Source organism: Grimontia indica, assembly GCF_000333895.2.
Lineage (GTDB): Bacteria > Pseudomonadota > Gammaproteobacteria > Enterobacterales > Vibrionaceae > Enterovibrio > Enterovibrio indicus.
Window position 1 is genome coordinate 115,324 of record NZ_ANFM02000032.1, and the last position, 16,328, is coordinate 131,651.

Annotated in this window: 14 protein-coding genes; 10 read left to right on the forward strand and 4 right to left on the reverse strand. The window is 50.5% G+C overall.

The window, feature by feature from the left end; genetic code table 11:
- The first annotated feature begins 4 nt into the window (after positions 1-4).
- The 8 genes from D515_RS17620 to D515_RS17655 all read left to right on the forward strand — a co-directional run bounded on the left by D515_RS17620 (position 5) and on the right by D515_RS17655 (position 7,263).
- Complete coding sequence (locus D515_RS17620) at positions 5-1,420, forward strand: FAD-dependent oxidoreductase (RefSeq protein ID WP_002540424.1); 1,416 nt, start codon at positions 5-7, stop codon at positions 1,418-1,420.
- A gap of 108 nt (positions 1,421-1,528) precedes the next feature.
- Complete coding sequence (gene mtnN / locus D515_RS17625) at positions 1,529-2,230, forward strand: 5'-methylthioadenosine/S-adenosylhomocysteine nucleosidase (protein ID WP_002540425.1); 702 nt, start codon at positions 1,529-1,531, stop codon at positions 2,228-2,230.
- Positions 2,230-3,195: a cobalamin biosynthesis family protein gene (locus tag D515_RS17630; protein WP_002540426.1), complete on the forward strand. Its 966-nt coding sequence runs from the start codon at positions 2,230-2,232 to the stop codon at positions 3,193-3,195. Before mtnN ends, D515_RS17630 begins: the two co-directional genes overlap by 1 nt.
- Complete coding sequence (btuF, locus tag D515_RS17635) at positions 3,195-4,016, forward strand: vitamin B12 ABC transporter substrate-binding protein BtuF (protein WP_039850272.1); 822 nt, start codon at positions 3,195-3,197, stop codon at positions 4,014-4,016. The genes D515_RS17630 and btuF overlap by 1 nt, the downstream gene beginning before the upstream one ends.
- A gap of 447 nt (positions 4,017-4,463) precedes the next feature.
- Positions 4,464-5,075, forward strand: coding sequence for a TRIC cation channel family protein (locus tag D515_RS17640; protein ID WP_039850273.1), 612 nt, complete (start codon positions 4,464-4,466; stop codon positions 5,073-5,075).
- A 220-nt stretch (positions 5,076-5,295) separates the two neighbouring features.
- A complete protein-coding gene (locus D515_RS17645) occupies positions 5,296-5,712 on the forward strand; it encodes a VOC family protein (protein WP_002540429.1) in 417 nt (138 codons plus the stop codon).
- A 28-nt stretch (positions 5,713-5,740) separates the two neighbouring features.
- Positions 5,741-6,715: a questin oxidase family protein gene (locus tag D515_RS17650; protein ID WP_039850274.1), complete on the forward strand. Its 975-nt coding sequence runs from the start codon at positions 5,741-5,743 to the stop codon at positions 6,713-6,715.
- Positions 6,712-7,263 (forward strand): flavodoxin family protein, encoded by a 552-nt coding sequence (locus D515_RS17655; RefSeq protein WP_002540432.1) that lies wholly within the window; start codon positions 6,712-6,714, stop codon positions 7,261-7,263. Before D515_RS17650 ends, D515_RS17655 begins: the two co-directional genes overlap by 4 nt.
- A gap of 49 nt (positions 7,264-7,312) precedes the next feature.
- Here the strand turns inward: D515_RS17655 and tyrS are convergent, their stop codons facing one another.
- A complete protein-coding gene (gene tyrS / locus D515_RS17660; RefSeq protein ID WP_002540434.1) occupies positions 7,313-8,500 on the reverse strand; it encodes a tyrosine--tRNA ligase in 1,188 nt (395 codons plus the stop codon).
- 189 nt (positions 8,501-8,689) lie between these two features.
- Here tyrS and D515_RS17665 point away from each other — a divergent pair, with 189 nt between their 5' ends.
- Positions 8,690-10,009: a peptidoglycan DD-metalloendopeptidase family protein gene (locus D515_RS17665; RefSeq protein WP_002540435.1), complete on the forward strand. Its 1,320-nt coding sequence runs from the start codon at positions 8,690-8,692 to the stop codon at positions 10,007-10,009.
- Between the two features lie 63 nt (positions 10,010-10,072).
- Here D515_RS17665 and D515_RS17670 read toward each other — a convergent pair whose 3' ends face one another.
- From D515_RS17670 to erpA, 3 genes are all read right to left on the reverse strand, one after another.
- On the reverse strand, positions 10,073-13,243 hold the full coding sequence (locus tag D515_RS17670) for an efflux RND transporter permease subunit (RefSeq protein ID WP_002540436.1): 3,171 nt from the start codon (positions 13,241-13,243) through the stop codon (positions 10,073-10,075).
- Between the two features lie 12 nt (positions 13,244-13,255).
- Positions 13,256-14,347 (reverse strand): efflux RND transporter periplasmic adaptor subunit, encoded by a 1,092-nt coding sequence (locus tag D515_RS17675; RefSeq protein ID WP_002540437.1) that lies wholly within the window; start codon positions 14,345-14,347, stop codon positions 13,256-13,258.
- A gap of 122 nt (positions 14,348-14,469) precedes the next feature.
- Positions 14,470-14,811 (reverse strand): iron-sulfur cluster insertion protein ErpA, encoded by a 342-nt coding sequence (gene erpA, locus D515_RS17680; RefSeq protein WP_002540439.1) that lies wholly within the window; start codon positions 14,809-14,811, stop codon positions 14,470-14,472.
- A gap of 217 nt (positions 14,812-15,028) precedes the next feature.
- Between erpA and hemL the strand changes: the two genes are divergently transcribed.
- Complete coding sequence (gene hemL / locus D515_RS17685; RefSeq protein ID WP_002540441.1) at positions 15,029-16,318, forward strand: glutamate-1-semialdehyde 2,1-aminomutase; 1,290 nt, start codon at positions 15,029-15,031, stop codon at positions 16,316-16,318.
- The last annotated feature ends 10 nt before the right edge of the window (positions 16,319-16,328 follow it).

Sequence of the window (16,328 nt, forward strand, 5' to 3'; positions counted from 1 at the left end):
CCCTATGAGCCAGAACGTATACCAGTTTATAGACGTGCAACGTATCGACCCTCGAAAGAAGGCGATCAAAACACGTAAAACCCAGTTCGTTGAAATCTACGAACCTTTCACCCACAAGCAGGCGTCGGCGCAAGCCGACCGCTGTCTGGACTGCGGCAACCCTTACTGTGAGTGGAAGTGCCCAGTGCACAACTACATTCCGCAGTGGCTGAAGCTTGCCCAGGAAGGACGCATTATTGAAGCGGTTGAGCTATCGCACCAGACCAACAGTCTGCCGGAAGTCTGTGGCCGCGTGTGTCCACAGGACAGACTGTGTGAAGGCTCCTGTACCCTCAACGACGACTTTGGCGCCGTGACCATCGGTAATGTTGAGAAATACATTACGGATAAAGCGTTCGAAATGGGCTGGAAGCCAGACATGTCAGGCGTCACTTTGACTGACAAGAAAGTCGCCATTATTGGTGCAGGCCCCGCTGGCCTTGCCTGTGCAGATGTCTTGGTCCGTAACGGCGTGAAACCGGTGGTGTTTGACCGTTATCCGGAAATCGGTGGCCTGCTGACCTTCGGTATACCGTCCTTCAAACTCGAAAAAGACGTGATGCGAAACCGCCAGCGCGTCTTTACCGAGATGGGTGTCGAGTTCCGACTCAACACTGAAGTGGGTAAAGATGTCGAGCTGCAGTCTCTGGTTGATGAGTATGATGCCGTGTTCCTTGGCGTTGGCACCTACAAATCCATGCGTGCAGGTTTGGAAAATGAAGATGCGCCGGGTGTATTTGATGCCCTGCCGTTTTTGATTGCCAATACCTACCGCGTAATGGATTTAACGGAAAACCCGCCGGAATACATTGATATGGCTGGCAAGAAAGTCGTTGTTCTTGGTGGTGGTGATACCGCGATGGACTGCGTCCGTACTTCGATTCGTCAGAATGCCAAAAACGTTATCTGTGCTTACCGTCGTGACGAAGCCAATATGCCGGGCAGCCGCCGCGAAGTGAAAAACGCGCGCGAAGAAGGGGTGAACTTTATGTTCAACCTGCAACCGCTGGGTATTGAGCTCGACGCCAGTGGCAATGTGAGCGGCGTAAAAGTGGTGAAAACCGAACTGGGCGAGCCAGATGAAGCGGGCCGTCGCCGTCCTCAACCTGTTGAAGGCAGCGAGCACGTGCTGGACGCGGATGCCGTTATCATGGCTTTTGGTTTTCAACCGCACAAAATGGCATGGCTGGAACCGTTTGGTGTCGACCTCGACCAATGGGGACGCATCAAAGCACCGGAGCAATCTGATTACGCTTATCAAACGTCTAACGAGAAGATCTTCGCCGGTGGCGATGCCGTCCGTGGCTCTGATCTCGTGGTCACCGCTATCGATGAAGGCCGTAAAGCGGCAGAAGGCATTCTCGATTATCTCGAGGTATAAGCCGACTTCAAAACCGACAGAAAAGTGCCTGCAAAGGCACTTTTTTTTCGCCCCAATTTTCGCCCGTGATACACTCTCGCTATTCCCTGATTATCAAAGAGCAACAAGATGAAAATCGGTATTATCGGTGCCATGGAGCAGGAAGTAACCCTGCTAAAAAGCAAGATCAACAACTGCCAACTGCAAGAGATTGGTGGCAGCAAATTTTATACGGGTGACTTGAATGGCGTAGACGTGGTGCTGCTGCAATCAGGTATTGGTAAAGTGGCGGCGGCAGTGGGCACATCCATCCTGCTGGAGCGTTTCAAACCAACAGCTGTGATCAACACAGGTTCTGCGGGCGGCTTCGATACCAGCCTAAATCTGGGTGACGTTGTGATTTCTACCGATGTGGCTTACCACGATGCTGACGTGACCGCATTTGGTTACACCATGGGTCAAATGGCTGGCCAGCCAGCGACTTTTACCTCTGACGCAAAGCTGATGGATGTGGCAGAGCAAGCACTGGCAGCGATGGAGCCAGCGCCACACGCAGTTCGCGGTCTGATTTGTACCGGTGATGCGTTTGTGTGTACCGCTGAGCGTCAAAACTACATCCGTGAACACTTCCCAACTGTGATTGCAGTAGAGATGGAAGCGGCAGCAATTGCTCAGGCGTGTCACCAGTTCAAAGTACCGTTTGTGGTAGTTCGCGCTATCTCTGACGTTGCTGATAAAGAATCGCCAATGACGTTTGATGAATTCCTGCCGCTGGCAGCGAAAAGCTCAAGCGCCATGGTTGAAAAAATGGTCGAGTTGCTGAAAGCGTGATGACCGAGCTCTCCACACCGTTTGAAGCACTGTTAAACCACACCACATTGCTTGCGATGTGGGGAGCCCTTATTTTGCATTGGTTCTTCCCAGTGCCTGCCTATATCAGCCCTGTTACCATATGGCGTCGCGTTGCCGAAGCCATCTCCGACAAGGTCAATCACGAAGAAGACTCTCCGGAGCAGCAACGCCTTTCCGGCGGTTTAGCGCTCGCTGTGATGTGGCTGACCCTAGCAGTGCTTTTAGTCGCCTTAAAGCAAATTGTCTGGATTGGCTGGTTATTCGACCTTCTGTTGCTTTGGCTGGCATTAAGTTGGAAGCCCCTGACTGAGCTCGCGATGCAGGTCGAGCAAGCGCTCATTCGTGACGACAAGCCTGCAGCTCGAACCTTGCTGTCACAAACACTGAACCGCCAAACCCATTCACTCTCTCCAGTTGGTATTGCCAAAGCCAGTTGTGAAACACTACTGGTGGGGTATGCGCGAGGCCTTGTCTGCGTGCTGTTCTGGTATGCCGTTTTCGGTGGTATTGGCGCATTTCTTTACACGCTGGTAGCGCAACTTGCCCGTGTCTGGCCTCCCCGCCGACAAGAGTTCTCCCAGTTTGGATTGGCTGCCTCAGGCTTTCTTGCTTTGCTCGATTGGATACCATCCCGCTTATTTGCGCTTCTCATTGCCGCCGGACACCGCTTTGACCCTGCACTCACGGCAATCCGTGAACATGGACAAAGCTGGTCAGTGAACGGCGCGGGCTGGCTCCTTGCCGCATCCGGTGCCAAGCTGCAGCTTTCCCTGGGTGGCCCCGCCATCTATGACAGCGAGAAATGCACTCGCCCCAGTATTGGCGGAAGCGTTGCCGCTTCTCCTATACACCTAGCACTGTTGAATCAACAACTGAGGCAAAAGGCCTTGCTCTGGATCCTCATCCAAAGTTTCCTGATGTGGTTTACCCACGGATTATCATGATGTTCCGTTTTTTACTGGTTTTACTTTTTCTTCCATCCTTCACCTTTGCCGAACCACTTCGCGTTATCAGTCTTTCTCCACATACCACAGAGCTCGCATTTGAAGCGGGGCTGGGAGATAACCTGATTGCAGTCAGTGCTCACAGCGATTACCCACCAGCAGCATTGAAACTTGAGCAGGTAGCCAACTACCGCGGGATCAATATTGAACGTGTCGTCACGCTTAAACCGGATTTGGTGCTGGCGTGGAAAGGCGGAAATCCAGATAAAGAACTCGCCAAGCTCGAAAGGCTTGGCATTGAAGTGTTCTACTCGAATCCGCACTCTCTTTACGACGCTGCCGATAACATTGAAAAGCTGGGTGAGTGGTCAGAAAACCCGGCTTTAGCCAAAGCTCGCGCTGATGGCGTTCGTGAAGAGCTGGCAAGCATTGAAGCAGCGCAAGCGGGAAAGTCCAAGGTATCCTATTTTTACCAACTCAGTGAATCACCGTTGCTCACAAACAACGGCGATCATTGGCCACAGCCTCTGTTTTCTCTCTGTGGCGGCGAAAACATCTTCGCAGAAAGCGCCGCTCCTTATCCTCAGGTCAGCATGGAGCAGATTGTAGTGAGAAAACCACTAGCGATTTTTTACCCTGCGGATCGTGAGAAACCTATGGCTGGTTGGCAAAAATGGCAGGACTTTATCCCCGCAGTAAAAAACAGCGCTATCTTTGCAATAACCGGAGACTGGCTGAATCGTCCAACACCAAGAGCACTAAAAGCGGTAAGACAGATATGCCTCGCGATGGATAAGGTAAGAGGCGATCTCGATCACTAATTCAAATAGTGGCTTGCAGAAGCTCTGTCTGTTGGATTGCCCGCCACCAAGTTTCACGTAAAATCGCGCGCGCTTAACCAATCCGTGTTACTGGAACTCCGTGTCACAATAAAAAATAAGACCCAGAGTAATATTAGGGTCTGTTGAGCTTTGGTGATGATTTTTGCAGCAGTTTGTGGGGATTTTATGCAAGGCAGAGGCTTCGATGTGTAGCTAGCCTACATGAGAAGCCGATAACGCAGGAGAAAGTCCCCACAAACGCTGCCCGAAGGGTTCTGCCCTAAACGTTTTATGCTTTGTTGAGGTGTATTTGCTTAGAGTGGGCGGCACACACCTCGCCGCGCCTAAAACGCTTAGGGCTAGAACAAAATTTAACCACCAAAGCTCAATAGACCCTCGTAGTAGACGTCAGATTGGATGTTTGATTAAGGGATGAAATAGCGCTTTATGCTTCTGTATATTTTAGACATGTTTGGTACGGCAGTCTTCGCCATATCAGGCGTATTACTTGCCAGTAAGTTAAGAATGGATCCCTTTGGAATGATCGTTCTTGCTATGGTCACCGCAATCGGCGGCGGTACCATTCGTGATATGGCATTAGGCGCAACACCGGTCTTTTGGGTCAACCAGCCGGAATACCTTTGGATGATCCTTGTCACCTGTATTCTTTCCATGTTGCTTATCCGTCAACCGCGTCGCCTGCCGTGGTACTTTTTGCCCGTGGCAGATGCCATCGGTCTGGCCGTTTTTGTTGCTATCGGTGTCGATAAAGCGCTGAGCTATGGTGCTTCCCCCATGGTCGCGGTGATCATGGGTGTGATTACCGGCTGTGGTGGCGGTATCATCCGCGACGTACTCGCTCGGGAAATCCCGATGCTTTTCAGAACCGAAGTCTACGCAACTGCCTGTATTGCTGGTGGAATTATCCATACAGTGGCTTTGGCAGCCAACGTGGATGTCGAAATAGCGTCCATTGCCGGCATGATCACTACCTTGCTGATCAGGCTTGCTGCGATACGCTGGCACCTTTCTCTGCCTGTATTCGGTTCAGGGAAGTAACTGCAGTTTCAAGCATTTAGAACGCGCCTCTTGGGCGCGTTTTTTGTTTCTTTTCCAGAAACATCCGCCTCTCATTCTGTTTCATCGTTTCCGCGCGACAGATCTCGATCTGGCGATCATCTCATCCACTTAAGCCATTAAATAAACTTTTTACTTTATTTAATGGCGATCCGATCTATTATGTAAATATATAGCTTTACTTAATAACGAGGAGCATCCCATGAGCAGCTATGTCGAACACGCCAATATCACTGTGACCAATCTCGATAACGCAATCCGGTTTTTGCAGACAGCCATGCCGGAGTTCTCCATTCGTGGCTCAGGCCAGAATGATGATTACGGCTGGTGCCATCTAGGTACTGACACCTCTTACATCGCCCTTCAGGAAGTGGTCATCGACAAAGCTGTCGAACGAGTCCCTTACCGTCAACTTGGTGTCAATCACATTGGCTTTGTGGTGGGAGATGCGGAAGGTACGGCGGAACGTCTGCGTGAAGCGGGCTATCAAGAGGCCTCTTTTGACAAGAGCCATCCAGCCCGCAAACGTGCATATTTTTTCGATAGCGATGGTATGGAGTGGGAATTCATCGAATACCTGACCGATTCCATCGAAAGCCGGAACGATTACCTGCTTTAAGAACGAATAAAAATAGAGAGAAGCAGTCATGTTTAAACCAATAACGTCAGAAGCACTATCACTCATCAGGCATGGACATCGATATTCTCCAGCCTTTGGGCCGAGGCTTTCCAACCACTTGCCCATGGCGCTGATTGCCATGTCCCGGCTAGGTGCCTCATCAAAGGACTTACATGACGAGTTCCAACGGGCAACCCCTCATCTGGAAGTGGAACAAAATCCTGTTACCCCTCAAGTATTAAAGCTTGGGGAGAAAACACACAATGCGGATTTCGTGCTCTATTACTGCAAGGAGCTGGAAACCAAAGGCATTGAAGCAACATTAAAGAAGGCTTTGCCAACCTTACTGCCCGGTATCGCGGCAGGTTCTTTCCATGCCTTAATTCGCCTCGCCTATGCGGTGGAAAGTGAAGACTTCACAGAGATCAGTCACGCACTTGCCTACTGGTCCTCCGGGTTTACGCCATTAGGAAATCTGCAATATGCCACGGATAAAGACACCGTTTCCCATCTCAATGAGGCACTTGGGGTAATGCGGGATCACACCTATCGAGAAGGGATCATCATCGATCATGTCGAAGAATTACGGGAACTTGCTAAGTACCACGCTGTTTCCACACAGCCTGCTTCATTGACCAAAGAGTCCGTTGCCATTGTGGTGCTCTCGCAATATGCCGCCAGCAATGATTTCACCTTGCTCCATGGCGTAACCGGCTTTCAGGCTCTGCTATCACTCGCGCCGTTTATCGACAATTTTGATTTCGCTCTCGACTGTTTCTGGCAGGCCTATGTCGGTGCAGCATGTACTGCTGAATACCGTGAGCCTGCCACTCTCGAATGCAGAAGTGTCCAACCGGATTGGGATCTGTGTTCTAACCAGGCGCTGGCAACACAAGACGATCACACCATCAAACTTATCTACAGCTGCGCCCGGATTTATAACGAATTACAACTGGACGAGGCGCTATTCGCAATCAACGTCAGGCTAAAGGGATCTTTATGAAAAAAATCGCGATTGTTTATTTCTCACAAACCGGTACTACGGATGCACTGGCTAAAGCCGTGGCATGCGGCGCAGAAACGCAAGGGGCACAGGTTTTTGCTTACCGCATATTAGGTTCAGACATCTTTGAAGGACGCTTCAAAAACGACGCGTTGTTCGAAGAGCTCAGTGACATGGATGCCATCATCTTCGGCTCACCAACATACATGGGCGGTCCGACAGCACAGTTCAAAGCTTTTGCTGATGCGAGCAGTGAAAGTTGGTCCAAGCAGCGATGGAAGAACAAGTTCGCCGCTGGGTTTACCATTGGCGGCAGCCCTTGTGGCGAAGTACAAAGCACGGTGGAATATTTCAATGTACTGGCTACTCAGCACAGTATGCTTTGGGTGGGCATTGATGCGCCAGAAGGCGCACTCAGCAAAGACTTTAACCGCCTAAATGCTTCTCTTGGCGTAGTTGCACTGGCTGATACAGAGAGTGGTCTTCATCCGGTGGATGCAAAAACTGCGGTGCGATTGGGTGAGCGGGTGGCGGAGCTGATTCGATAGCAGCTATCTAAAGTTAGCAAAAAGGCGCCATTTGGCGCCTTTTTCGTGATTATGCCAGCGTGATACGGGCAAATTTGCGTTTACCGACCTGGTAAACGGCAGTGCCGGCTGCTGGTACCAGCTTGGTATCGTCCAACTTCTCGCCGTCGATTTTCACCGCGCCCTGGCGAATCATACGCATTGCGTCTGAGGTTGAACCTACCAGTGCTGCATCTTTCAGCAGGTTAGCGATAGCAACACCTTGCTCAAAAGAAAACTCTGGCATTTCGTCAGGCATTGCGCCTTTCTGGAAACGGTTGATGAACTCAGCCTCTGCCGCTTCTGCATCCGCTTCTGAGTGGAAGCGAGCAATGATTTCTTTCGCCAGCAGGATCTTCACGTCACGTGGGTTACGGCCGTTAGCAATTTCTTCTTTAAGACCCGCAATCTCTTCCAATGGACGGAACGACAACAGTTCGTAGTAGTTCCACATCAGATCGTCAGAGATAGACATGATTTTTCCGAACATCTCAGTCGGTACATCGCTGATACCGATGTAGTTGTTCGCTGACTTCGACATTTTCTTCACGCCATCCAGACCCACCAGCAGAGGCATGGTGATCACGACTTGCTGTGATTGGCTGTTTTGCTTTTGCAGCTCACGCCCCATCAGCAGGTTGAACTTCTGGTCAGTACCACCCAGTTCAACATCAGCTTCCAGCGCCACAGAGTCATAACCTTGCAGGAGCGGATAAATGAACTCGTGGATCGCGATTGGCTGGTTGTTGCTATAACGCTTTTTGAAATCGTCACGCTCAAGCATACGCGCAACGGTAGAACTCGCAGCCAGACGAATCATGCCATCCGTACCCAGCTCACTCAGCCAGCTTGAGTTGAACTCAATGCGGGTTTTCTCTGGATCCAGAATTTTGAAGATCTGCTCTTTGTAAGTCTCAGCATTGCTCAGAACCTGCTCACGCGTCAGCGGTGGACGCGTTGTGTTCTTACCGCTTGGGTCACCTACCATCGCGGTATAATCACCGATCAGGAAGATAACTTCATGGCCCAGCTCCTGGAAGGCACGCAATTTATTCATGATCACAGTGTGACCAAGGTGAATATCCGGTGCAGTTGGATCCGCGCCCAACTTGATACGAAGAGGACGGTTCTCTTTCAGTTTTGCAATGAGTCCCTCTTCAGGAATCAACTCCTCAACACCACGCTTAATTTCAGCTAGCGCGGCTTCAATGCTCGCCATATTTTATCGCTCCCACAGAATCGGCATTTTTTCGTAAGCCGACATACTACTTGAATAGCGATGGTTTTTGAAACCAGTTAGACTTGTTAGTAGAGAAAAGGAATGCTTAAGCCGATCGGTTTTTTCGAGAAAGTTGGCACAAACAAGCAGCTCCCTGTTTAATTCACTTTCCTTAACGACTGTTTTTTAATGCCTGTTAAACATATTGCTGCGCTACCTAGACTTCACCAAGTCTTGATCATGGCTCTCAGTGCCCTTGTTGTGGTGCTGATTTTGCTCCCCACCGAAACACCAGCTTCACATCCGGATGCCAAGTTCGAGGTGGGAAAACAATACCCAATTCATCTCGATACCGTTTCCTTACTTCCACCTGAAAATGAGCAACAGCCCGTGCAGGCTTACGCCCCCTTGGAGTGGCATAAGTTCAAGGTGAAAGCCGGTGACAGTCTGGCGGTTATTTTTAACCGAGTAGGGATAAGCCCCACCACCCTTTACCGGCTGATCAACAGTGATAAAGGCACCAAATCGTTAGCCTCGTTGAAAGTGGGGGATGAAATTCACCTTGGCTTTGACGAAAACGGCTTATTCACTCAGCTCGTGCAGCCGAAAAATGCCAATGAGAAACTTGTCGTCACCCGCATTGGTGATGAGTTCTTCTCCAAAACAGAATCCAAGCAAATTGATACTCAGGTGAACTTTGCCTCGGCAACCATCACCTCCAGTTTCTGGAATGCTGGCGTCGCAGCAGGACTCAACGCCAATCAAATCATGGAGCTGGCGGGCATTTTCGGTTGGGACATCGACTTCGCTCTCGACATCCGTCAGGGCGACAAATTTTCGGTGCTGTTTGAAGAGCAGTTGGTTGAAGGTGAAATGATTGGCCGAGGTAATATTCTTGCCGCGACATTTACCAACCAGGGCGAAACCTTCACTGCAATCCGCTCTGAAACCGGTAAGTATTACGATGAGAAAGGCCGCGCAATGAGAAAAGCCTTCCTGCGCTCACCCGTTAACTTCCGGTACGTCAGTTCGAACTTCAACCCACGCCGACTGCACCCTGTGACGGGTCGCGTTAAAGCACACCGCGGCACAGATTATGTCGCACCTGTTGGTACACCGATTTGGGCGGCAGGCGATGGTGTCGTGATGAAGTCTGCCTACAACAAGTTCAATGGCCACTACGTTTTCATCCGTCATAGCTCAACCTACATCACCAAGTACCTCCACCTGACCAAGCGTAAAGTGAAAACAGGTCAGCGCGTCAAACAAGGACAAACCATTGGTACACTCGGTGGTACCGGCCGCGTGACAGGCCCTCACCTTCACTACGAATTTCTGGTAAACGGTGTTCATAAGAACCCAAGAACCGTCAAATTGCCACAATCGAAATCACTGGCAGGTAAGGAAAAGACCGCTTTTATTGAACTGGCTAAAGACCGCATGGCACAACTCAATAAGTTCGAGCAACTTTTAGCATCCATCGGCACCCTGGAACGCGTTTCTTCTTAGCAGTTTGATAGAAAATAAAAAGCAGCGCATAAGCGCTGCTTTTTTGTACGTCGAAATTCCGCCTCAAAGCTGAGGCTCAGCTTCTCGTTGTGGCTTTGGGAGCGTCGACTCCTTCTCTTCGGTTTGCCAAATCATATTGGTTTCTTTCTTCACCCTTTTTGGCTCACGGGCCAGCATCAGAAGACAAGGGGTGAGCACCAAAGTCAGTACTGTAGAGAACGCCAAACCACCGGCTACGGCTGTAGCAAGTTGAGACCACCACTGAGTACTCGGCGCGCCGAATTCAATACCGCGGTTCACCAAGTCAACGTTCATTTCCAGTACCATTGGCAGTAGACCCAGAATCGTCGTTACGGTAGTTAACAGTACCGGACGTAAACGCTGAGCACCGGTGCGTAAGATGGCATCAACTTTTTCAAGGCCTCGGCGACGCATTACATTGTAGGTATCAATCAATACAATGTTGTTGTTCACCACAATCCCCGCAAGCGTAATCACCCCAACGCCAGACATGATGACCCCAAACGGACGCTGGAACACCAGAAGGCCAAGGAAGACACCCACTGTCGAGAACAAGACTGCACTCAAAATCAGGAACGCCTGATAGAAGCTGTTGAATTGGGTAATGAGGATCAAAGCCATTGCCGCCAATGCTGCCAAAAAGGCTGTCATCAGGAAGGCTGAACTTTCATCCTGCTCTTCATTTTGTCCACGCAGTGTGACTTTGACTTCTGGAGATAGCCCCAAACGTTCGATATGCTCGTTCAATCCGGGCAACGACAAGCTGAGGTTATATCCTTCCGTCATATCGGCCATGACCTTCACCACACGCTTGCCATCAACACGGTCGATATTGCCTTGTTTCGGCTCTGGCTTAATTTGGGCGAAGTTAGTGATGGGCACCAACCCATAAGGCGTCATCACCCGGAGTTCATCAAAGCGTCCAATATCGCGCTTCTCTTCAGGATAACGCACCAGAATATCCACTTCTTCACTGGCATCATCTGGCAAGTAATCACCAATCTTGAGGCCATTGGTGACGAACTGTACCGTGTTACCTACCAGCAGGGCGTCTGCACCAAAGCGGGCAGCATCTTCACGGTTGATATCAATCGACCAATCAATGCCTGGTTTGGTCAAGGTGTCACTGTAGTTGGTGAATGCCGGGTCCTGTTCAAGCAGACTGCGAATTTGCTTGGCAGCAGGCGCGATCAGCGCAGGGTTTGCCGCACTGACCTCAATCGATAAATCGTGATCGCTCGGCGGGCCAGCATCAGGTTTTTTGAACTCCAGTTCCAAACCCGATAAATCCGCCGTTTTCTCACGAAGCTCTTCGATGATCTCTTTTACCTTACGGCGCTCTTGCCAATCGACAGGCTTCATTTGGATCACGCCAATCTCATCCTGACCTCCGGTTTTGGTGTAAACGGATTCAATCTCGTCCATGCCCATGACACGCTCTTCAACTTCGGCCATCAAGGCGTCTTTTTCGAAGATAGAAAGATCACCATGCGAGCGCACTTTGATGTTGAAGAATGCCGGATCGACGTCAGGGAAGAATTCTGAGCCAAGGCCTGATTTCCCGTAAGCGAAGAACACACCACCAGCCACAATCAAAGCGGCAATCAAAATTTTAATCGGGTGCTTGATCGCAATGGAAAGCGTATTGATATAAGCACGCGTGATACCGCGGGCTTGAGAGAAATCACCTTGCTCAAGCGCATGGGTTCGGGCCTGTTGCTCTGCTGTTAGAGGAAGCGGTTCACCGACCATGCTGCCCAGCACTGGCACAAACAACAGTGCCATCGCCAGAGAAGCAGCAAGCGTTGCTATCAGGGTTAATGGCATGTATCCCATGAACTCACCCGTGATACCCGGCCAGAACAGAAGCGGAGCAAAGGCCGCCAGAGTAGTGGCTGTCGACGCGATAATCGGCCATGCCATGCGGTGCGCAGCCTCCCGGAAGGCCATTTTACGATCCACACCTTCACGCATCCGGCGATCGGCATATTCCGTCACCACAATCGCACCATCAACCAACAAGCCAACCGCCATGATGAGAGAAAACAGCACAACGATATTGACCGTCAGTCCGGCTAATGACAGCACCACCAACCCCGTTAAGAAGGAGCCAGGAATGGAAACGCCCACCAGCAGCGCAGTACGTGCCCCCAGAATGGCGATAATGACAATCACCACCAGTAAAATAGCAGAGAGGATGTTGTTTTGAAGATCCGTCAGCATCGAACGTACATCTTCAGAGCCGTCCCAAGTGTATTTCACTTGAAGGGCTCCCGGCCAAAGCGGAGATTTCTGCGCTTCATTCATCACCGCCTTGGCTAGCTCGACGGTCTCGATGATGTTCTCGCCAGCGCGCTTTTTCACATCCAACACGACCGCTGGCTTACCATCCAGACGGGCAAAGCTTTCCGGATCTTTGAACGCGCGGCGAACGGTTGCAACATCGCCCACCGTGACCACCTGATTGCCTTCAATCTTTATAGGGAGCGTTAGGACATCATTGGCAGTTTCGAATACGGAAGGCACTTTGACGGAAAAGCGGCCGTAGCCGGTATCCACATACCCTGCAGCGACAACACGGTTGTTACGGGAAACCAGATTAAAGATGTCTTGCTGATCCAGCCCATAGCTTTCCAACAACAGAGGTTCGACGATAATTTCCACCACGTCGTCACGATCGCCGGCAATATCCACTTCGAGGATTTGCTTAAAGCCCTCCAGTTCTTCCTGAAGCTGTCGCGCGATTTTTACAATCGCACGCTCAGAAACATCGCCATACAAAGCAATCGACAATACGGGCTGCATGTTGGCGAAAGTGACTTCGTTGACGGTTGGTTCGTCACTGTCGTCCGGCAAACGCGGCTTCACCAGATCTACAGCTTCACGTACATCCGCCATGGCTTCATTGAGATCAACACCGACGTTAAACTCAAGCGTCACAGAAGCGTGGCCTTCCGTCGCCGTTGCCGTCATCTCCTTGATGCCTTCAATCGAGCGAAGTTCTTGCTCAACCGGACGCACCAAAAGACGCTCAGCATCTTCTGGGGAAATGCCTTCGTGGCTGACAGAGACATAAATCACCGGAATGGTGATGTCAGGATCAGACTCTTTCGGAATGGTTTGATAGGTGTAAAAGCCCGCCACCAAAAGCACCAACAACAAGGTGACCATGGTACGGGTACGAGCCAGTGACGCATCAATCAATGTTCTCATGAGATGCTCCCCTTATTGTGCCGACGCTTGACGCACCGCCTCGACGGCATCACCGTCACGCACAAAGCCCTGTCCTTTGGTGATAACGTCCACCGTATCACCAAGGCCTGCCAGCCAAACGCCATTTTGCTCAGCTTTAACGACTTTGGCAGAGACAAAGGCAACCTTGTCACCTTTTAAGGTTTTCACTCCTAAGTTACCTTTTTCATCCAATGCCAACATTGAGGGGCTCAGCTTCACAGCGCTCTGCTGCTCTAAAGCAAGGTCCACTTCGGCACTGATACCTGCAGGCAGTTTTTGCTCTGGGTTAGGAATTTCCAGTTCAATAGTGAAAGTGTTGGTTGCTGGAGATGAAATACTGGATTGATAGCGCAAACGCCCTTCTTTCATAGCTCCATTAACCAGCAAAATATTGGCTGGCAAATCCGCATCTATATCGCTGATGTGTTTTTCGCTTACATCAGCAGTCACGATTAGAGGATCGAGATCGATCAGAGTCGCCATAGGATCGCCGATGCCAAGATAGTCACCGACTTCCACATTTAGGTCATCAACAATGCCATCAAACGGTGCTTTTACCTCGGTGTGAGACAGTGCCAGTTTGAGGTTTTTCACTGTCGCTCGGGCTTCCACCAAATTGGCCTGCGCCAGCGAGAACGCCACTTCGCCTTGAAGCCCTTTTTTCTTCAATGATTGGGCTGCGTTGTATTCTTTTTCACGCACCAAAAGTAGTGCCTCAGCGCGTTCGAGTTGCGCCTGACGGTCGGCTTTGTCGATATAAAGCAGTAAATCACCCTGCTTAACCGAAGCCCCTTTACGGACAGACACTTTGGTGACCCTGCCTGCTGCTTCCGCCGAAATGGTGGCTGAGCGATCTGGTGCCGTGCGTCCATATAACGAAATAGAACGGGTCACCGGCTCTGAGTGGAATGTTTCAACGCCGACTTTCGTTAACGGTGCTGCCGCTGGTTCTTTTTTGTCAGCGTCAGACTGTTCATTGCTATGACCGCTGCCAACCCAAAAGACCAAACCACAAAGCAATACAAGAGAAATGACCCAGGGACGCTGGGAGAGGAAAGACGTTTTCGCGCCTGCATTCGTCATAATCGTTCCATCCTGACGTAGTTACTGCAGTAAAAGAAAATGGACGCTGATCCGACTGGCCCAATGAAAAAGACGCGGCAGTTTCTTTAAGAACTGCCGCGGCTTTAAAAGTGTCTTATAGTTTATACACTGAAAGAGGCGCCACAACCACAGGTAGTGGTTGCGTTTGGGTTATTTACGAAGAAACGTGAACCTTCTAACCCTTCTGTGTAATCGACGACGCCGCCGATCAAATATTGCAGGCTCATTGGGTCAACCACCAAGGTGACACCACTTCTTTCGATGGTCATATCACCATCATTAACGTTTTCATCAAACGTGAAGCCATACTGGAACCCACTACAGCCGCCACCAGTGATATACACGCGCAGTTTCAGATTCGGGTTTTCCTCTTCCTGAATCAGCGTTTTTACCTTGTTCGCTGCGGTTTCTGAAAACTGCAGTGGCAAAGCGGCATCACTCATTATTACCTCACATTAATTCTTTATAATTTGACCGCATTATCTAATACCTGACTAATTCGTTCAAGTATTGCTCATCACGCAGAAACTTATCCGCAATATACACCATGTTTAAGCCGGATGTGATGCTTACCTCATCATCCATCTCGCACCCTTTAAACGTATCCCGTACAATACGCACCGACAGAAAATTTTCGATCAAAAGGCCCAGGAAAGAAGCATGACAAAATCAGCCGAGCTATTTCAGCAAGCCCGCAAAACCATCCCTGGCGGTGTGAACTCTCCCGTTCGCGCTTTCGCAGGTGTAGGCGGCGATCCTATTTTTATCGAACGTGCTGATGGCGCGTACATTTATGACGCAGACGGAAAAGCCTACATCGACTACGTTGGTTCTTGGGGTCCTATGATCCTGGGTCACAACCACCCAAGCATTCGTGATGCCGTGATCACCGCAGCGCAAAATGGCCTGAGCTTCGGCGCGCCAACTGCCCGCGAAATCACGCTGGCTGAGCTGGTTAGCAAGCTGGTTCCATCAATGGAAATGGTTCGCATGGTGAGCTCTGGTACCGAAGCGACTATGAGTGCAATCCGTCTGGCACGTGGTTTTACCCGCCGCGACAAATTCATTAAGTTTGAAGGCTGCTACCACGGCCATGCAGACTGCCTGCTGGTGAAGGCGGGTTCCGGTGCACTGACACTGGGTGAGCCTACCTCTCCGGGCGTGCCAGCAGATTTCGCTAAACACACTCTGACTTGTACCTTCAACGACCTGGACTCAGTGCGAGCAGCTTTCGAGCAATACCCAGAAGAGATTTCGTGCATTATCGTTGAACCTGTGGCCGGCAACATGAACTGTATTCCACCACAGGAAGGCTTCCTGGAAGGGCTTCGAGCACTGTGTGACGAATTCGGCGCACTGTTGATTTTCGATGAAGTAATGACAGGTTTCCGTGTTGCTTTGGGCGGCGCGCAGGCGCATTACAACATCAAACCGGATCTGACGACTCTGGGTAAAGTTATCGGTGGCGGTATGCCAGTAGGTGCATTCGGAGGCCGTCGTGACGTGATGGAATACATTGCACCAACAGGTCCTGTTTATCAGGCGGGTACGCTTTCCGGTAACCCAGTCGCCATGGCAGCCGGTGAAGCGGCGCTGACCGAGTTGTCAAAAGAAGGCAATGAAGCGCATCTTGCAGAGCTGACCAAGCGTTTGGCTGAAGGTTTCAAAACCGCGGCTGATAAACACGGCGTTGCTCTGGCGGTAAACCAAGTTGGCGGTATGTTCGGCTTCTTCTTTACCAACAAAGACACCATCAGCTGTTTTGCTGACGTTCAACAATGTGATATTGAGAAATTCAAACGCTTCTTCCATCTAATGCTCGAAGAAGGCGTGTATTTAGCGCCATCTGCATTTGAAGCAAGCTTCACCTCTCTGGCACATTGCGAGAAAGAGCTAGAAGCGACATTAGCAGCCGCTGACCGCGCTTTTGCAAAACTGGCAGCAGAGTAAACGCTGTCAG